Source organism: Nostoc sp. CCY0012, from assembly GCF_963920855.1.
Taxonomy (GTDB): Bacteria; Cyanobacteriota; Cyanobacteriia; order Cyanobacteriales; family Nostocaceae; genus Cyanocohniella.
Genome location: NZ_CAWUDM010000026.1, coordinates 24,194 through 43,325, shown reverse-complemented (window position 1 = coordinate 43,325; position 19,132 = coordinate 24,194). Strand labels below are relative to the sequence as shown.

Genomic DNA, 19,132 nt, shown 5'->3' with positions numbered 1-19,132 from the left:
TGCTGACTGTATAAGGGTGCGGATCACAAGCAGCGAAACAATCGCTTGCGTATCTGACTACAAAAAACTGAAGATTTTGGCAAAATATGGGTGAAAAGCCGACGATTGCAATTTCGCACTTAGGTTGTGAAAAAAATCGAATTGATACAGAACATATGCTAGGGCTGCTTGTAGAAGCAGGCTATGGTGTAGATACAAATGAAGAATTAGCAGATTACGTTATAGTCAATACCTGTAGTTTTATAGAAGCAGCTAGACAAGAATCTGTCAGAACTTTAGTAGAACTGGCAGAATCCGACAAAAAAATTGTAATTACCGGCTGTATGGCGCAGCACTTCCAGGAGCAATTACTAGAAGAGTTGCCGGAAGCAGTGGCTTTGGTTGGTACAGGTGATTATCACAAAATTGTCGATGTTATAGAGCGGGTAGAACAAGGAGAACGGGTAAAACAAGTTAGTCTAGAACCAACCTACATCGCTGACGAGACTACACCACGTTATCGCACGACAACCGAAGGCGTTGCTTACCTGAGAGTAGCCGAAGGATGTGATTATCGTTGTGCATTTTGTATAATTCCTCATCTTCGAGGGAACCAGCGATCGCGTACTATTGAATCTATAGTTGCTGAAGCAGAGCAATTAGCTAGTCAAGGTGTACAGGAAATTATTTTAATTTCCCAAATCACCACCAATTACGGGTTAGATATTTACGGTAAGCCAAAGTTAACCGAATTACTGCGTGCTTTGGGGAAAGTAGATGTACCGTGGATCAGAATGCATTATGCCTATCCCACCGGGCTGACCCCAGATGTCATAGCGGCAATCAAAGAAACTCCTAATGTTTTGCCATATTTAGATTTGCCTCTACAACATTCTCATCCCGACATTCTCCGCGCCATGAATCGTCCCTGGCAAGGAAGGGTAAATGATGGGATTATTGAGCGCATCAAAACAGCACTACCCAATGCGGTACTGAGGACAACATTTATAGTTGGTTTCCCTGGAGAAACTCAAGAGCATTTTGAGCATCTACTAGAGTTCGTCCAGAAGCACGAATTTGACCATGTTGGTGTCTTTACCTTTTCACCAGAAGCAGAAACACCTGCTTACACGCTAGCTAATCAGTTGCCTCAAGCAGTAATGGATGAGCGCTGGCATCAGTTAATGGCGCTTCAGGAGCCAATTGCTGGCAAAAAAAATCAACAGGAAATCGGCAAAATTGTTGATGTTCTGATTGAGCAGGAAAATCCGCAAACTGGCAAGCTAATCGGTCGCTCAGGCAGGTTTTCCCCAGAAGTCGATGGCCAGGTGTATGTCGTTGGGGAGGCAAAACTAGGAACCATCGTGCCAGTAGCAATCCACGGCGCTGATACATACGACCTTTACGGTCAAGTTGTCACTAGTCAAAATTAAGCGAACCTGTAAGAGTTTTGGGGGTTTTCCTCCTGAGCGACTGCTGTTCGCCTCACAAATTCAAAACCAAAAAACAACATCGAGGAGATTTAATGAATCTTTCGTTCCAAGAATTAGGTATTTCACAAGAACGCGTTGAGCAATTAGAAAAAATTGGCTTTACCACACCTACAAATATTCAAGCCCAAGCGATTCCCCAATTGTTAGCAGGTAGGGATGTGGTGGGTCAGTCCCAAACAGGTACAGGCAAAACAGCAGCATTTTCCCTGCCAATTTTAGAAAAATTGGATGTGAATCAAAGAGCTGTACAGGCGATGGTTTTAGCACCAACCCGTGAATTAGCAATTCAAGTTCACGATGCCATCACCCAATTCGTCGGTAACGAAGGATTGCGGATATTAGCAATTTATGGTGGTCAATCCATTGAGCGGCAAATGATGCAACTCAAGCGTGGTGTCCACATGGTTGTCGGTACACCAGGGCGGATGATCGATTTACTAGATCGGGGTTGTTTAAAACTCGATCAAGTGAAGTGGTTTGTGTTAGATGAAGCCGATGAAATGTTGAGCATGGGCTTTATTGATGACGTGATCAAAATCTTGTCTCAAGCACCCAAAGATCGCCAAACAGCTTTATTCTCGGCGACTATGCCACCTTCGATTCGCATGATCGTTAACAAATTCTTGCGAAACCCGGCCACAGTCACCGTTGAGCAGCCCAAGGCCTCGCCCAACAAAATCAATCAAGTAGCTTATTTGATCCCCCGCCACTGGACAAAAGCTAAAGCATTGCAGCCAATTCTGGAAATGGAAGATCCAGAAACCGCTTTAATCTTTGTACGTACCAGACGGACAGCGGCAGAACTGACTAATCTCCTGCAAGGAGCCGGTCACAGTGTTGACGAATATCATGGTGACTTGTCCCAACAAGCACGGGAAAGGTTATTGACCCGATTCCGCAATCGTCAAGTTCGTTGGGTGGTAGCCACTGACATTGCCGCACGGGGGTTAGATGTCGATCAACTATCCCACGTAATTAACTACGACTTACCCGATAGCGCTGAAACCTACGTCCACCGTATTGGTCGTACTGGTCGTGCTGGTAAAGAAGGCACAGCCATTTCGTTAGTACAGCCATTTGAGCGGCGCAAACAGCAGGCATTTGAACGCCATAACCGCCAAAGCTGGCAATTGCTATCGATTCCTACAAGGGCCCAAATCGAAGCACGACATATTAACAAGCTGCAAGAACAAGTTAAAGAAGCCTTAACAGGTGAGCGTCTAGCTTCATTCTTGCCCATAGTCAGCGAACTGATCGAAGAATACGATGCTCATGCGATCGCCGCAGCTGCATTGCAAATTGCTTATGATCAAACCCGTCCCGCTTGGTTGCAATCAGGCGTAGATCCCCAAGAAGAAAACGTATCTGCACCCAAACCAAAATTGGCCAAGCGTCGTGATGGTGGGGAAAGAAGCCGTTCTTCCTGGAATAAATCAGACAGCAACAATGGAGACGATGAAAGACGGGGATCTTCCAAGCCCAAGCTGCGGACAGGCCGTCGTGATGCTTCTGTCGCCCCCACAGGTCAAAAGCTTGGTTCACATTCAGGTCGAGAATCGGCTTCTTAGTTAGTTATTGGTCATGAGTCATTAGTGATGATCAGCTAGTGACTACTTGTAAAAGTGCCTATTTTGGATTTTGGATTTTGGATTGGTTTTTTCGGTTTGAGCAAGGCCGCTTGTTGACGGAATAAATCTAAAATAATCACTGAGCGGCATCCGCTTCGCTAACGTCAATCTAAAATCGCAAATCCAAAATTGTTTGACTCATCGCTATTACTTCAGCCAAGGGCGAGTAATTTGTTCTAGTTGATTTATTTCATCGTCGCTTAATCTCCAGCCCAAAGAGCCTGCATTTTGCTGTACATGTTGGGCAGTCTTCACCCCAGCAATGGGAATTACATTTCCCTGGGCAATTAACCAATTAAGGGCTACTTGGGCAGGAGTGCGCGTGTACTTTTCTCCCAGACTATTGAGTAAAGAAATTACTGGAGAAATTTTCTGTAAACCTTCTTTACTAAATTTCGGGTCTATCTTCCTGGCACCACTGGGAGTTTCAGTACTATCAGGTGTGTACTTACCTGTAAGCAATCCCTGAGCTAAGGGACTATATGCCAAAATAGTTACACCCAACTCACGGGCTGTGGCAAAAATACCATTGCTTTCAATTTGGCGCGTTAATAACGAGTAGCGGACTTGGTTCACAGCTAAAGGTACTCCACGCGCAGCTAATATTTGATGAGCTTCTCGCATTTGTGTTGCTGAGTAGTTACTCACGCCTACTGCGGCAATTCGTCCCCGCTTCACCTCATCGGCTAGGGTATTCAGCAATGTTTCTTGACTCAAAAAGAAAGCAAACGGCCAATGTACTTGATACAGTTCAATGCTTTCTACTTGTAGACGATTAAGACTATCTGTTAAGGCATCAGAAACTGATTGACCTGTAAATCGCCACGGTAAAGGGCCGAATTTTGTGGCTAACTGTATTGGTTTTTGGGCTTTTTGCATGAATTGCCCTAATAATTTTTCGGAAAGTCCCAAACCGTAAACTTCCGCAGTGTCAAAAAAAGTAACACCAGCTTCTAATGCAGCTGTAAATGCTGCCTGCAACTGTTCTGGGCCATAGCCATCGCCATAACTCCAAAAAAGTTTGTCACCCCAAGCCCAAGTACCAATGCAAAGAGGCGTAACAGCCGGGCCATTTTTTCCTAATGTGATGGTTTCCACGTCAGCAATATTTATTTTATTTACATTTCTTTACCTTTATAGTTTATCGCTACTAACAAAACTGCAAAAAGTTACTAGAGAAGGTTTTAAGGAGAGATTTCGTCTGCCCACAGGAATATTAAGTGAATCAGCCCCAAAGTAGTCGTCAACCGCATGAAAATTGGCAGATTTAGTGAAGGGAGGGTTTATGGTTAATTAAAGGGAGACTAAATCCTGTAGTGTTTCTGGTTAAAGTAGCAATGGCAACTAGCAATTTTTTTCCCGATCCTGAATCAGGTCAGTCACTAAAGTCCCAGCCAGTGAAACAAGTGAATTTAATCACCATGTTCCGGTTGGGCTTGTTTCAAATGGGACTGAGCATGATGTCTATCTTGATTCTGGGTGTACTCAACAGAGTCATGATTCAAGAAATAGCAATTCCAGCCACATTGGTGTCGCTAGTGCTAGCGCTACCTGCATTTGTTTCACCTGCTCGTATTTGGTTTGGTCAAATGTCAGACCTCAAACCCATGTGGGGTTATAACCGGACGATTTATGTGTGGGTAGGAGCAGCAGTATTTGCGATCGCTTCATTTTTAGCAATACAAATACTGTGGCAATTAAATCTAGCAGCTAGCAGTACAGATGGCTGGGTATGGACAACTCAAACCATTGGCTGGACAGCATTACTCTCTTTAGTTTTTGCCGTATATGGTTTGGCAATTTGTGCTAGTGGCACTACCTTTGCCGCTTTATTAGTAGATATATCCCAAGAAGATAACCGTTCTAAAGTCGTTGGTATTGTCTGGTCAATGCTGATGGTGGGGATTGTTGTGGGAGCAATAATTAGTTCTAGCTTGCTCAGACAATTAACACCAGAAGCACCCATAGAAACTTTACAGTCAGCTGTCAACAGATTGTTTTTCATTGTGCCGGCTATTGTTTTTGGGCTGTCCATTATCGCCACATTAGGTGTAGAAAAAAAATATTCCCAATATACCAACCGTTCCACAACCGAGAGTCGAGACGATAGCGTGGGACTGGGTAGGGCTTGGAAAATTTTGACAGCTAGTCGGCAAACAGGGTTGTTTTTCACATTTTTGCTGGTAATGACCATCAGCTTATTTATGCAAGACCCTATTTTGGAACCCTATGCAGGTCAGGTGTTTGGTATGCCTCTAGCAGAAAGCACCAGATTAAACGTGTTTTACGGTATGGGTATCTTGATAGCCTACGGTGTCACCGGTTTTTTCATTGTGCCACGTTTGGGTAAACGCAGAACTGCACGCCTGGGTTGTGTATTAGTGGCAATCTGTGCAGTATTGCTGGGTATCTCAGGATTTACGGCGAATGTAGCTTTTTTGAAATCAAGTTTGTTTTTATTTGGTTTAGCTACTGGTTTCTTAACTACCGCAGCAATTAGTTTAATGTTGGATCTCACAGCAGCTGAAGCCGCAGGTACTTTTATTGGGGCTTGGGGATTAGCTCAGTCTGTCTCTAGAGGAGTGGCTGTGGTCATAGGTGGTAGCGTGTTAGATATTGGTCGCCGAGTGCTACCGAATTTGGAGCTAGCTTACGGCATGGTCTTCTTTCTAGAAGCTGTGGGTATGGTAGTGTCAATTTGGTTCCTTAACCGAGTCAACGTCAAAGAATTTCAAACGAGTGCCAAACAAGCGATCGCTTCTGTTCTTGAAAGTGATTTAGATTAGGGGCTAGGGACTGGGGACAAGGTGACAAGGTGACAAGGTGACAAGGTGACAAGATGACAAGATGACAAGGTGACAAGGTGACAAGGTGACAAGGTGACAAGCAAGAAAAATTCTCCCCTGCTCCCCTGCTCCCCATCCCCCCATCTCCTTTATCCCTCCCATATCCCTTGGCTCAGGGACGCATTTACGCAAAAATTGATCCATGAATGATTTTTGGACGACAATTCTCGATTTTGCCCAAACCACCACCACCAGGGTGGGAAAGCAACTAATGCAAGATTTTGGGCGGGTGCAGGCTTCACAAAAAGCTGATGGTAGTTTGGTAACCCAAGCAGATAAATGGGCAGATCAAGAAATTCGGGATGCGATCGCTGCTAATTTTGCTGGTTATGGCATTTTGAGCGAAGAAAGTGACCAAGTGTTTCCGGGTACAGATTGGTGCTGGGTCATTGACCCTCTAGATGGCACCACTAACTTTACTAGGGGCATTCCCATTTGGTCGATTTCACTGGGTTTGTTGTATAAAGGCACGCCAATTTTTGGTTATGTTTACGTACCAACACTAGGGCAAGCTTTTCATGGTTTCTGGGCAGGTTCCTCTGGTTTAGCTACACCAACGGGGGCATTCCTCAATCATCACCCCATCCATAGTAGTAGTGATGCTCCTAGCAAAAGTCACTTTTTTAACCTTTGTTCTCGTAGCACCGCAGTTTTCCAGACAGATTTTCCCTGTAAAATTCGGATGTTGGGTGTAGCTAGCTATAATTTCCTGACAGTGGCTACTGGAGCCACACTAGGTGGTCTTGAGGCCACACCAAAAGTTTGGGACATAGCCGGGGCTTGGGTGATTGTTCAAGCAGCTGGTGGCACTTGGACATCCCTCAAGTCAGAACCATTTCCTTTATTATCAGGGGAAGATTATAGCGATCGCTCTTTTCCCACCCTTGTTGTGAGTCGTCCAGATTTGGTGAGCGTATTTACGCCATTTCTCAAAAATTTAAAACTTTAAAAGTCAAGCACCGTATTGTTACTTATTTGCAGTGTCTGCAAGCTTCCCTTAAACTAGGACACTGAGTATAAAGCAACTTTATGTTGTCTAGCCTAGATTTAATTCAAGAATTTGTTCAAAGCTCCATCCAAAAAAAAGATGTTTTATTGTCAAATCCCTCTTTGACAGCACAAACAGTGTATGGCAGCAATCAATTAACAGCGAAAACCGAAGGCGTAATTGCTACATCCAAACTAAATAACAAAGGATCTGAATTCTGGGTTCATGCAAATTCCTCTCATTGGGAACTGATAAATGAGGTATTGGCAACCCACAGTTATCTTCTCAAAGGAGAAATAGATAATCGTGGTTTTTATCAGTATCAATATTGTCAAGTTCCCAAAGGTTATAAGGTGCAATGTACCAAATCTGTCATGCTCTGGAGAGCTTGGTGGAAATACCGCAAAAATGCTTTAAGGCCAGGTATTCCCCTAGACCTTTTAATCCAGAAACGAGATTCTTGGTATCCTGTGAGAGATTTAACTATTAGCGATGGACTTTTGTATATTAAAACTTTGGGTAGTGAAATCGCAATTCATTCGGATGATTTGGTAATTTGGCTCAATAAAATTGAAGATTCAAAGTAAGCGAATTATGAATTTTTTTATTTTGCTGTATTCAGTTATCAATAATATTTAGGCTAAATCTCTTAGCATATGCTTGATAACTGTTTCCTAATTTAATAGACTGTTTCATCTTCTTGACGCCAGGCTGGATCAACAATACAAATAAATATCAGTGGCTCTGTACCAGAGTTGCGAATAAATTGCTTTGTATTGGGAGGAATATACACCGCGTCTCCTGGTTCAACCATCTGAGTTTCATCATTAATATGCATTTCTCCCTTACCATTGAGAATATAATAAACTTCTGAGGTAGAAAGAGAGTGGGGCTGAGAGGTTTTTCCTACTGGTAAACTTGCGTGAGCTAAACTATAGCGTAATGCTATTGGTTGCTTATCAGGATGTAGCAGTTCCCGGAGAATGGTGTTATCTCCAGCAATAAATTCTTGACAGTCTTTAAGTTTTTGAACTAGCATCAATCAATTTGGTATTTGAGATTGTAAATTACCATCTCTAGTAAAGCATGGGATTTGTCTTTGGTTGATAGTCTAAGCAATTAATGGCCTCTTCGGTATTAGCAGTAGATGGGTGTACAGTACATTTGAGGCGGTAATTGTCGGTAAAAAATTGACAGTTAGCACAAGGTATTTGATGCATTTGTTTGGCTGTGGTAATACCGTCGCGTACAGCTGACCAAAGACTCAACGCAAAGAGAATCAGTACACTCCAAGCCGCTACAAAGCAGATAGGGACTAATAAAGGTTGAATCCCGTGAATGAGAAAAGACGCTAACTTTAACACGGTAAGTCCTGATAAAAACTAACAGTTAGAAGTATATTAACTCCTAACTCCTCATTCCTAACTTCTGACTACAGAAGTATAAATTTGGGGAGATGGAGAAGTGGGGAGATATGAGGAATCGGGGATATGAAGAATCGGGGATATGAGGAAGTATTTTTGTTCTTGTCCCCTTGTCTCCTTGTCCCCTTGTCCCCTTCCTTGTCCCTATTTAAATCCCAGCATGACCCAGAGCTATACCAGCCACGAGCATTCCTATAACCAAGAATGGTTGAGCGCTGGCTTGGTATTTCACATCGTTCTTGAGAGGGTCACGGAGGAAATACATATCCTGGAAGGTAATTTGCGGAATGATTAACAGTAGCAAAATGGCTGCATACAAGTTTTCGTGAATGGTGATGAGATAAACTGCAATCACAGCTTGAAATAAATCAATCATCACTGCACAAATCCAAGCGGCTCTATTAACGCCAAACATCACGGGTAATGATTTTAATCCGAATTGGCGATCGCCTTCGACACTCTTAAAATCATTGACAATGGCAATACCCAAACCAGCCAAGCTGTAAACCACCGTGATGACGACAATTTTCCAATTGAGTTCGCCAAACAACGCATGACCTGTACACCAAGGAAAAGCCATATAACTAGCACCAAGGGCATAACCGCCTAACCAACCGTTTTGTTTGAGCTTTAATGGTGGTGCAGAATAAATGTAGGCAATAAAAGAACCTAGTATAGCTATGGTGGTAATTGTGGGATATTGATTACCTGCCCAGACATCTAATAAGACAGCTAAGACATTGCCAGCAATTAATAATACCCAAATCTGCGTAATTACCTGGGGTAAAGGAATTGCTCCTGAGGGAATGGGACGGTAGGGTTCATTTACCGCATCGATTTCCCGGTCATAGTATTCATTGAGGGTTTGGGTATAACCTGCAAGCAGCGGCCCTGAAAGTAACATACAAGCTGCTGACATCAACACATTTTCCAGTGTCCAGGTATAGTTACCCGAAGAAGCAGCACCACAGACTACGCCCCAAATTAAAGGAATCCAGGTGATAGGCTTCATCAGCTGCAAGCGGATTTTCCAGATGGATTTTTCCCCTGGTGCAGCACCTTTCATGCCTAATAACTGCCGAGTTTTCGCACTGCGATCGGCAACTGCAATAATTTCCTCATCGGGTTTAACTGAATCTATAGCCTCCGCAGGCTGGGAATTGGGGTTAATAGGAGTCGATTCTGGCATAAGACTATAAGTGGGGAGTAGGGAATAGGGAGTCGGGAGTAGGGGAGGATGAGGAAGACAGATTTTCTGACTAGCCAACAGTCTTTCTCTCCTGCACTCCTGCTTCTCCAAACCTCAATACTTAAAAAGAAATGATCAAATAATTATTCTGAAACTTCGCTCCAGTGACCTGTCTCCCAGTTAGTGCCGGGGGTAGGAAGAGATTACGCCGTTGATCTCCCGCTTCTACTGTGACTTCTGGGCCATACTGGGTCAGTTTGACTTGTTTTTTATCAAATCCTGGCAAGAATAAGCGTACTTGTCGGTTGTGGATATCGATTTCAATTGGTTTAGGGGCTTGTAGTGCTTGTTCTGCGAAATTGGGTAAAGCATCTATCAAAGGTTGCCATTGGCCTGTGGGAGCATCGGGAACAACACTTACAGGAAGAGGTGTAAATTCTTCCACAAGGTTGACGTTTGGCTCAGGCGATACCAAAATCACACCACCAATAGTTAACCCGATTTGCTGGGCGCTTCCCCACAAATAACGGGAACTTGCTACTTCTAGGGGATCTGCCGTACTAACCAAGAAAGCAGCAATGCGATTAGGATCTGCAAGGGCAGCTTTCCCTTGTTCTAAAAAATTATTGACTTGATTGGTGGGCCCTGCAAAGTTATCTGCCGTCCAGTTGACATTAAAAAAGCTGCTAATTAGCGGCTGAATCAAGGGCGATTCCGCAATAGTCTTCCCTAAATCAGAGTTGACAAACAATTGCCGAAATCGCCGTACATACCAACTGAGAGATTCTGGCATTCCCAACATCCGCAGAGTCAAGGAATCACCTGTGCCATCATAGATAATCGCATCGTATTTGCCGCTGGCATCATATTCGCGGATAGCATTTAAGGCCAGGGCGCTGTCCATCCCCGGTAATACTACCAGTTCTTGACCATAAACATCTTTGAAGATGGGCGTGCGGAGGTATTGCGCCTCCAGTTTTTTCACTTCTTCCCAGTTACGTTCTAGCAGTACAGATGATTGAAACTGCACGACTTGTAAATTAGGAGCAATTTCTTGGGGGTCGGGAGTCAGGGGGTGATCCAGTAGGATAGGTAATACTGGTTCTGCCAACCCTGCTAGAAGCACACGCTTACCTTGGCTTGCCAATAACTTGGCGGCGGCGATCGCAATTTTAGTACGAGCTACACCGCCTTGGCCCAAAAATGTCAATATCAGGGACATTACTTGATTCTCTTTTTCCCGCTGTTCTGTTCAACTCCAACTTAGCACTAGGCAAATACTCTTAGCTTCCGCCTTAAGTGGTTTCTATTGCACAAGTTTGATTTCATCTTCAAAAAACCAAGTCGAAGAATTGTCGTCAAACAGTACTACCACACCAATTCCAGCACCATCGGTAACTTTGTAGCCTTGGATAATGCCTACTTGTCCGAGTTTTTTCACAATAGAAGCAGATACGCGATCGCGCAAACGATAAACCTTAACCTTTTGTCCGATTTCCATGCCTAGTCACAATGCAATAAACCAAGTCTCAGTTTAGCCGAATCGGGGCCGCATCGGTCATGGATTTGGGGGAAAATAAAAGAGATGGGGGAGATTGGGAAATGATGCGATCTCTAAAAAGTTATCCCCAATACTTGGCTTGAATAGGGAAAAGCTATGACTACAGCCATCAATTTAGCAAATCCAAACATTGAATATCCGAGTTCTGATGGAGAGCCTGTGGCAGAAACTTATTTACATCTGTATGCCATTTTAACAACATTGGAAGTTCTGAAGCAGTACCTAGCAGGACAACAAGCAACGGTATTGGCAAATCAATTTCTCTATTATGCTCAAGGGTTTCCCAAATTAAGAGTTGCTCCAGATGTGATGGTAATTTTTGATGTGCCGCCTGGAGGTAGGGATAACTATAAAGTCTGGGAAGAAGGTCAAGTACCACAGGTTGTATTTGAGATGACCAGTCAAGGCACTCAAAAGCAGGATCAAGAACAAAAGAAATTATTATATGAACAATTAGGAATTTTAGAATATTGGTTATTTGACCCCAAAGGAGAATGGGTTAACGGAAAATTAGAGGGGTATCGGTTACAAGATGAGATTTATCAACCGATTACTGATGGTTTATGTCAACCTCTGGGGTTGCGCGTAGCAGTCGAAGGAGAACTTTTGCGATTTTATCGGGTAGATACAGGCGCTAAATTACTCATACCCACAGAATTGGCTGAATTGGCTCAACAAGAGCGACAACGGGCAGATAAATTGGCAAAACATCTGCGTTCATTAGGTGTTGACCCAGACAGTTTAAGTTAGGGAAAAACTCTCTTTTTAATTAATTGAGGTAGCAATCATGTATCAACCTGATCGCAAGGAATAGATCCAGACAATTTACCATAGTATAAAGTAGCTATGACTACCACCATAAAATTAGTCAATCCACATATTGAATATCCTAGTGCAGACGGTGAACCTTTGGCAGAAACCTACACCCATCTCTACGCAATGTTAACTACCCTGGAGGTAATAAAACAATATTTAGCAGGGAGGCAAGCAACAGTATTAGCTAATCAATTTCTCTACTATGCTCAAGGGTTTCCCAGATTGAGAGTCGCTCCAGATGTCATGGTAATTTTTGATGTGCCGCCTGGAGGTAGGGATAACTATAAAGTCTGGGAAGAAGGTCAAGTACCACAGGTTGTATTTGAGATGACCAGTCAAGGCACTCAAAAGCAGGATCAAGAACAAAAGAAATTATTATATGAACAATTAGGAATTTTAGAATATTGGTTATTTGACCCCAAAGGAGAATGGATTACTGAAAACTTGCGGGGATATAGATTAAATGGGGAAACTTATCAATTAATTGAAGATGGAATTTGTCAACCTTTGGCATTAAGGGTGTCAGTGGAGGGAGAGTTATTAGGTTTTTATCGCTTAGATACTGGTGAAAAATTACTCATACCTACGGAGTTAGCAGCACAATTAGAACAGGAACGCCAACGGGTTGAACAGGAACGCCAACGAGCTGAACAGGAACGCCAACGAGCTGAACAAGAACACCAACGCGCTGAACGACTAGCTGAGTATTTGCGATCGCAAGGAATAGATCCTGATAGTGTGAGTTAAGCAAAAACTCGTTTTTAATCTTTCAAGTTAGTTTTATAGTAAAAATATATTTAGGTATTGTTGATTCATTGTATAATCACGCAAATAATTAGAATTTATATCAAAAATAGCATCGGGGAACTTTCATCAAATAGTCAAATTCATTGATGGCAATTGAGTGTGTGGGTAGTGACGTGAGGAAGTAAGAATTGGTGCGAATAATGAGACGCGCTGTACGTAGGGCGGGAAAACTGAGGCGTATACTGCCAATAAATGAGCAGTTATGGGCTAAATTGGATTTATTGAGAACTCTAGTGCGTCGAGATTTAGAGGCGCGGTATAAGGGTTCTATTTTGGGCAATTTGTGGCCTTTGCTTAATCAGCTATCCCAATTACTGATTTACACTTATGTCTTTTCCATTGTGTTAAGAGTGAAGCTAACTCTTACAGGTTTGCCAGAAAATAATTTCACCTTTGGTTTATGGCTATTTGCAGGGTTGCTTCCCTGGATTGCTTTTTCAGGTGGACTAATGCAGTCTGCTGGTTCGGTGGTAGGACAGCCAAATTTAGTGAAGAAGGTGGTATTTCCTTTAGCTTTATTACCCTTAGTGCCAATTTTATCAACGTTTATTGAAAGTTCTTTTGGCTTAATGGCGTTGATTTTTTTTGTGGCGCTCACTACCCATACTTTACATAGCACGATGGCGCTGTTACCCTTAATCTGGCTAACACAATTACTGTTAACGGCAGGTTTGGGTTACCTTGCGGCGGGATTAACTGTTTTTTTGCGCGATATTCCGCAGTCATTGGTGGTAATTTTAAACCTGTGGTTATATTTGACACCAATTGTTTATCCGGCCACAGCAATTCCTGAACAATGGCGGGGTTGGGTATTTTGGTTAAATCCGATGACTGCGATCGCAGAAGTATATCGTGATTTAATTTTAGTGGGAGAGGTAACGCATTGGGGTGAATGGGGTGTAGCTAGTGCGATCTCAATAACTATGTTTTGTTTTGGATTTACGGTTTATAAACGTTTGCGTCCGGCTTTCGCTGATGTATTGTAGCCAGGTTTCACAGAGCAATGGTTCTGTAGTCAGTCCAATGCTAATGTGAAATACTCGCTGTATCATAATGTGCTGTTTGTGAGTGTACGGTGGTATGGGTGAAGAAATTGCAATTTCGCTGAAAAATATCTCGAAATGCTACAAGCGTTATGCTCGTCCGGTAGATCGTCTCAAGGAAATTTTGCTACCCGGTAAAAACTACGCACAAGAGTTTTGGGCATTAAGAGATATTAGTCTAGACGTTCCCAAGGGGGAAACTTTAGGAATTATTGGTCAAAACGGCTCTGGTAAAAGTACCCTACTACAAATTATTGCTGGAACTTTGACCCCAACAACAGGTGAAGTGTTTGTAAATGGGCGGGTTTCAGCTTTATTAGAACTAGGTAGCGGGTTTAACCCTGAATTTACCGGGCGACAAAATGTATTTTTTAATGGACAAATTTTAGGCTTAAGCAGAGAAGAGATAGAAGCCAAATTTGATGAAATTGCTGGTTTCGCCGAAATCGGGGATTTTATGGATCATCCCGTAAAAACTTATTCTAGTGGGATGGTAGTCAGACTGGCTTTTGCCGTAGTTGCTAATACAGAACCGAGTATTTTAATAGTAGATGAAGCCTTGGCTGTAGGAGATGCCAAGTTTCAAGCTCGCTGTATGAAGCGAATTCGTCAACTTAAAGAGCAAGGTGTAACTATATTATTTGTTTCTCATGATTCTGGTAGCGTGAAAATGTTATGTAATAGCGCTGCATTGATGAATTATGGAAGAATGTTAGAAATAGGCGATCCTAAAGATGTAGTAAACCATTATATTGCTTTGTTAAGTTCAGATAATAATAATGAAGCCGAAATAGAAGAAAGAAACTCACCGAAAGTATTGTCAATTGAGGAATTAGATGATTTTGTTCAAGATAATCATGACGAATCTTTACATAGACATGGTAACAAGCTAGCGATTATTAAAAAAGTCAATATTTATGACCATCAAAGCAAAGAAACAACAAAAATAGAAACAGGAAATGCATTTCAAATTTCTATATTAATAGAAGCGCAAGCAAAAATTTCAGATTTAGTAGTAGGTATATCTTTAAGAAATTTAATGGGATTAGTCATTTACGGAACTAATACTCACCTACAAAAAGTTAAATTACTAGAAATGGAAAAAAATCAAGACTTACAAGTTATATTTCAAATGCCTTGTTTGATGAATAGGGGAGTTTACACAATTACTGTAGGCATACATTCTGAAGAAGGATTAAGTTATGATTGGGTAGATGAATTAGTAGTCTTTGAAGTTAATAACACTATTTTATGTGATGGTTTGATAGATCTAAAATCTCAGATAAAATTTAATCTGACACAACAAACAGTTACACCCTCTAAGTTGAATAAATAAATTTTTTTCTTCAAAAATTGATACTAATTAAATTATGATTGAATTCAATAACCCAGAAATTGATGTAGATGAATTAATGCAAAAGATTTGTCAAGATGTGGCGAATCGTTTAGAAAAAAATCAGATAGTCACAGTAAATACTGAAAATGTGAGCCAGAATAATTGGGTCAATAATTTTAATTATATAGAGTCTTTGCTATTTAATGCAGAATCTAGAGCAAATGTCCGGACAAAGTGGCCTGATAAATTAAATCGATTTCCGTTTAATATTAATTCAAAATTACAGAAATTTATTTTAAAAATAATTAACTTCTTTTTTAAAGATCAAAGGGAAGTTAACTTGAATATAATCCTTGCTCTCAAAGAGTCTGTTAATCTAAATCGTTCTTTAATCCAGCATAATCAAATTTTACACACGCAGGTAAGTGTACAAGTTAATGCTTTAAATAATCGCTTCCAAAACTTAGAAACTGAATTAAAAGTTATTAATGACAATTTGGAAAATCATATAAATAAGCGATTAAGTAATTTAGAGCAACAAAAACAAGAATTAAATAATTGGTTAATTGATATCAATAATAATACTCAAGGATTGAGTAATCGTTTAAGTACTGTTGATATTCATTTTCTAGAAATGGATGTACGATTAAATGCTGTAGATACTCGCTGTCAAGGATTGGATGAAAGTTTAGATGCTGCCAACATTAATTTTCTGAGGATGGATGAGCGTCTGGGTGTTGCAGATACTAGCATACAGAAACTCAATGAACATTTAAGTAATGTAGATAGTCTGATTTTAGAAATCAATCAGCGTTTAGATGCTATGGATCATATCCAAAATAATAAAATATTGCCTAGCTGCCTTGAAATGAATCAAATTGGCTATATTTCTGAAGCAATATCAAAGTCAAATATCCCTGTCAAGGACGGATACAAACATAATATAGATTCTCTATTTTACTATTTATTTGAAAATGTTTTCTATAATGCAGAAATAGTAAAAGAAAAACAAAAAATTTACCTGCAATACATAGATAAAACTCTGAATGAAGTTTATTCTTTTTTAGATGCTGGATGTGGTAGAGGAGAGTTTCTGCAAAACTTAAGAGAAAGCAATATTAACTCTATTGGAGTTGACATTAATAATTTAGAAATTTCTTTACTAGCAAAAAAAAACTTTTCAGTTTTTTGTTCAGATATATTACAGTATTTAAATAGTCATGAACAACAGTATTCAGGTGTCTCTAGTTTTCAAGTTATTGAACATTTAGACTTTAATTATCTAAATGAATTTTTATCGGCTGTATTTCAGAAACTAGTATCTAACGGAGTTATTTTGTTAGAAACAATAAATCCTCACAGTTTATATGCTTTATCGAATTTTTATCAAGACCCGACTCATATAAAACCAATTCCCCCAGAAATGTTAGTATTTTTACTGGAGTGGCATGGATTCAAAAAAATTAAAGTTGTTTATTCTTCACTTTTGCCAGAGCAAGTAAGAATCTTTAAAGACCAAAGAATGAATTATCAAGATTATGCAATTATAGGATATAAACCTTGAATAAGGACAAATTTTGAATTTCAGTTTTTATAATTAGTTTTTGTTAAAACAGGAGTTTTTAACTAGGAGATAATAAATGTTAAATGTTGCTATTTTAACTCCTTGTCTTGCCGAGGGTGATGCAGTCAGCAATGATGTTATGGGAATGTATAATTGTTTGAAAAAAAATGGATATACTGCACAGATATTTACAGACAATATACACGCTTCAAATAAGAATAATATTAAGCATGTAAATCAAATTAAATCTTTTATTAGAAAAAAAAAAGATATATTAATTTATCATTACTCAGTTGGTTGGGATGTGGCTCTTGAGATTATTAATGATATTAATTGCATTAAGATTGTAAAATATCATAATGTAACGCCGCCTGAGTTTTTCGATGGTATTAACGCCGATTATACAAGCGTGTGTCGAGCAGGAAGAAAACAACTACAATCAATTGCTGATCTGCATGGTACTTTTTATTTATCTGATTCTCAATATAATGCTAATGAATTGCATTTTATGGGAGTTTCTCCAGAAAATAGTTTGGTGATTCCGCCATTTCACCATATTGATGAACTGCAATATGTTGATGCTGACACCAATATTTTAGATAAATATATAGATACAAAAGTAAATATTTTAATGGTTGGTCGTGTTGCTCCTAATAAGGGCCACTCTGCTCTAATTGATGCTTTTGATGTCTACCACAAAAATTACAATAAAAACAGTCGTCTTATCATTGTTGGTAAACAAGATGAACGCCTCAATATTTACACAACAAGACTTTACGAAAAAGTCAAATATTTAGGTTTACAAGAATCCGTATTATTTACAGGAGGAGTTTCTGCTGCTACTCTAAAAGCTTACTACCTTACTGCTAATGTTTTTATGATTACCAGTGAGCATGAAGGATTTTGTGTGCCATTAGTTGAATCAATGGCTATGAAAATACCAATTGTCGCCTATGGTTCAACTGCTATTCCTTATACCGTCGGAAAAGCAGGTTTGGTTTGGGAACAGCCAGATCCGAATTTACTGGCTGGATCAATAAACTGTATAGCTAGTGACGAATCCATTAGTGCCTCTCTCGGTGAAATGGGATGGCGCCGCTATCAAGAAATTTTTACCAATGAGCAAATTGAAGCTAAATTTATTAAAGCGATTGAGAACATAGAATGAAAAAGGTTGCGATCGTTGTTCAAAGAAGTCATAAAAGTATAGTAGGAGGCTCAGAAGCTTTAGCATGGCAGTATGCTAACTTGCTCAGTGATGAATTTAAGGTCGATATAATTACTACAACTGCATTAAATTATACTAAATGGGCTAACGAATTACCTCCTGGTTGTGAAACCAAGCAAAGTATAAATATTCATCGTTTTCCAGTTACTATAGGTCGAAGTGACTACTGGCATAAACTTCATGAAAGACTTGTAAAACAGTTCCAAAAATCCCAATATAGACAAACAGCAAATAGTCAAATTATTCCTTGGAGTATCGCACTTCAGGAAGAATTTATCCGCCGTCAAGGCCCTTACTCACAACCTTTACTATCTTTTCTAAAGCAGCGATGGAGTGACTATTGCTGTATTATTTTTGCTACTTACTTATATCCAACTACTTACTTTGGAATGCTGCAAGTTCCTGCTTCTAAAGTTTTGCTAGTACCAACTCTCCATGATGAACCGACTGCATATTTAAGTGCGTACAAGTATATGGCTCGCAAAGCACGCTTTTTAGTCTGGTTGACTAATGCAGAAAAAATTTTGGGAGAAAAATTATGGGGAGAAATGCCTAATAAAGTTGTATCTATGGGTGTAGAGACAACTCCTTATAGTGCTTTTAAAGCTAATTATTTATATATTCTCTACTGTGGTCGTATTGATTCAAGTAAGGGGTGTAATGAATTAATCGATTTCTTTATTGAGTTTAAAAAAAATGTGTCTTCTAATTTAAAATTAATTTTAACTGGAAAAAATGAAATAGAAATACCAAAGCATCCAGATATTGATTTTAAAGGTTTTGTTTCATTAGAAGAAAAATTTCAACTTATGGCAGGAGCATCTATTTTTGTTATGCCATCACCATATGAAAGTTTCAGTATAGTAACTTTGGAAGCTATGGCTCAATGCACGCCAGTATTAGTTAATGGTTTTTGTCAAGTTTTGGTTGAACATGTAGAGCGTAGTAGTGGGGGCAAGATTTATCATAACTATGATGAATTCTCTACAGCAATACAAGAAATGATGACAGATCATCATAAAATGACAGCGATGGGAGATGCAGCCAGAAAGTATGTAGTTTCTAATTATGCTTTTAATAGCATTAAGAATAATTTGATAGAAATGATTAACTGTTGTTCTGATGAATAATGAATATTGCTGCAATAAATATAATATTTTTGTATATTTTGTATCAGAAGTGTTGAATGTTAAGAAATCTGTGATAAAAATAGCCCAAAATATGGTAAGT

18 protein-coding genes are annotated in these 19,132 nt (G+C 40.0%); 12 read left to right on the top strand and 6 right to left on the bottom strand.

Translation table 11 applies throughout. The annotated features are described in order from the left end of the window. The first annotated feature begins 86 nt into the window (after nucleotides 1-86). Together rimO and ACM0OS_RS09905 are read left to right on the top strand one after the other, a co-directional pair. Nucleotides 87-1,412 carry a 30S ribosomal protein S12 methylthiotransferase RimO gene (rimO, locus tag ACM0OS_RS09910; protein ID WP_414543013.1) on the top strand — a complete coding sequence of 442 codons (1,326 nt, stop codon included), beginning with the start codon at nucleotides 87-89 and terminating at the stop codon, nucleotides 1,410-1,412. Between the two features lie 92 nt (nucleotides 1,413-1,504). After that, on the top strand, nucleotides 1,505-3,040 hold the full coding sequence (locus ACM0OS_RS09905; RefSeq protein WP_414543012.1) for a DEAD/DEAH box helicase: 1,536 nt from the start codon (nucleotides 1,505-1,507) through the stop codon (nucleotides 3,038-3,040). Nucleotides 3,041-3,247: 207 nt separating this feature from the next. Here the strand turns inward: ACM0OS_RS09905 and ACM0OS_RS09900 are convergent, their stop codons facing one another. Next, nucleotides 3,248-4,198, bottom strand: a complete 951-nt coding sequence (locus tag ACM0OS_RS09900) for an aldo/keto reductase (RefSeq protein WP_414543011.1) — start codon at nucleotides 4,196-4,198, stop codon at nucleotides 3,248-3,250. 239 nt (nucleotides 4,199-4,437) lie between these two features. Here ACM0OS_RS09900 and ACM0OS_RS09895 point away from each other — a divergent pair, with 239 nt between their 5' ends. From ACM0OS_RS09895 to ACM0OS_RS09885, 3 genes are all read left to right on the top strand, one after another. After that, a complete protein-coding gene (locus ACM0OS_RS09895) occupies nucleotides 4,438-5,886 on the top strand; it encodes a BCD family MFS transporter (RefSeq protein WP_414543010.1) in 1,449 nt (482 codons plus the stop codon). A 202-nt stretch (nucleotides 5,887-6,088) separates the two neighbouring features. Continuing rightward, nucleotides 6,089-6,895 carry an inositol monophosphatase family protein gene (locus ACM0OS_RS09890; RefSeq protein ID WP_414543009.1) on the top strand — a complete coding sequence of 269 codons (807 nt, stop codon included), beginning with the start codon at nucleotides 6,089-6,091 and terminating at the stop codon, nucleotides 6,893-6,895. 80 nt (nucleotides 6,896-6,975) lie between these two features. Then, a complete protein-coding gene (locus tag ACM0OS_RS09885) occupies nucleotides 6,976-7,521 on the top strand; it encodes a hypothetical protein (RefSeq protein ID WP_414543008.1) in 546 nt (181 codons plus the stop codon). A gap of 92 nt (nucleotides 7,522-7,613) precedes the next feature. On the opposite strand, the gene ACM0OS_RS09880 is transcribed toward ACM0OS_RS09885, so the two are convergent. The 5 genes from ACM0OS_RS09880 to ACM0OS_RS09860 all read right to left on the bottom strand — a co-directional run bounded on the left by ACM0OS_RS09880 (nucleotide 7,614) and on the right by ACM0OS_RS09860 (nucleotide 11,048). Beyond that, nucleotides 7,614-7,973, bottom strand: coding sequence for a cupin domain-containing protein (locus ACM0OS_RS09880; protein ID WP_414543007.1), 360 nt, complete (start codon nucleotides 7,971-7,973; stop codon nucleotides 7,614-7,616). 37 nt (nucleotides 7,974-8,010) lie between these two features. Beyond that, on the bottom strand, nucleotides 8,011-8,298 hold the full coding sequence (locus ACM0OS_RS09875; protein ID WP_414543006.1) for a hypothetical protein: 288 nt from the start codon (nucleotides 8,296-8,298) through the stop codon (nucleotides 8,011-8,013). A gap of 208 nt (nucleotides 8,299-8,506) precedes the next feature. Beyond that, entirely contained in the window at nucleotides 8,507-9,547 is a 1,041-nt protein-coding gene (gene chlG, locus ACM0OS_RS09870; RefSeq protein ID WP_414543005.1) for a chlorophyll synthase ChlG, read from the bottom strand. Nucleotides 9,548-9,668: 121 nt separating this feature from the next. Continuing rightward, nucleotides 9,669-10,769: an ArsA family ATPase gene (locus ACM0OS_RS09865; protein WP_414543004.1), complete on the bottom strand. Its 1,101-nt coding sequence runs from the start codon at nucleotides 10,767-10,769 to the stop codon at nucleotides 9,669-9,671. Nucleotides 10,770-10,853: 84 nt separating this feature from the next. Next, a complete protein-coding gene (locus ACM0OS_RS09860) occupies nucleotides 10,854-11,048 on the bottom strand; it encodes a DUF2862 domain-containing protein (protein WP_414543003.1) in 195 nt (64 codons plus the stop codon). Between the two features lie 156 nt (nucleotides 11,049-11,204). Here ACM0OS_RS09860 and ACM0OS_RS09855 point away from each other — a divergent pair, with 156 nt between their 5' ends. The 7 genes from ACM0OS_RS09855 (at nucleotide 11,205) to ACM0OS_RS09825 (ending at nucleotide 19,032) form a co-directional block, all read left to right on the top strand. Continuing rightward, nucleotides 11,205-11,858: a Uma2 family endonuclease gene (locus tag ACM0OS_RS09855; RefSeq protein WP_414543002.1), complete on the top strand. Its 654-nt coding sequence runs from the start codon at nucleotides 11,205-11,207 to the stop codon at nucleotides 11,856-11,858. Between the two features lie 96 nt (nucleotides 11,859-11,954). After that, on the top strand, nucleotides 11,955-12,671 hold the full coding sequence (locus ACM0OS_RS09850) for a Uma2 family endonuclease (RefSeq protein WP_414543001.1): 717 nt from the start codon (nucleotides 11,955-11,957) through the stop codon (nucleotides 12,669-12,671). 200 nt (nucleotides 12,672-12,871) lie between these two features. After that, entirely contained in the window at nucleotides 12,872-13,717 is an 846-nt protein-coding gene (locus ACM0OS_RS09845; RefSeq protein ID WP_414543000.1) for an ABC transporter permease, read from the top strand. Between the two features lie 94 nt (nucleotides 13,718-13,811). Then, the gene (locus ACM0OS_RS09840; RefSeq protein WP_414542998.1) at nucleotides 13,812-15,110 is read left to right on the top strand and encodes an ABC transporter ATP-binding protein; all 1,299 of its coding nucleotides are present in this window, start codon (nucleotides 13,812-13,814) and stop codon (nucleotides 15,108-15,110) included. A 34-nt stretch (nucleotides 15,111-15,144) separates the two neighbouring features. Further along, complete coding sequence (locus ACM0OS_RS09835) at nucleotides 15,145-16,674, top strand: methyltransferase domain-containing protein (protein ID WP_414542997.1); 1,530 nt, start codon at nucleotides 15,145-15,147, stop codon at nucleotides 16,672-16,674. Between the two features lie 76 nt (nucleotides 16,675-16,750). Next, nucleotides 16,751-17,842, top strand: a complete 1,092-nt coding sequence (locus ACM0OS_RS09830; RefSeq protein WP_414542996.1) for a glycosyltransferase family 4 protein — start codon at nucleotides 16,751-16,753, stop codon at nucleotides 17,840-17,842. Further along, nucleotides 17,839-19,032: a glycosyltransferase family 4 protein gene (locus tag ACM0OS_RS09825; protein ID WP_414542995.1), complete on the top strand. Its 1,194-nt coding sequence runs from the start codon at nucleotides 17,839-17,841 to the stop codon at nucleotides 19,030-19,032. Before ACM0OS_RS09830 ends, ACM0OS_RS09825 begins: the two co-directional genes overlap by 4 nt. Nucleotides 19,033-19,132 lie beyond the last annotated feature (100 nt).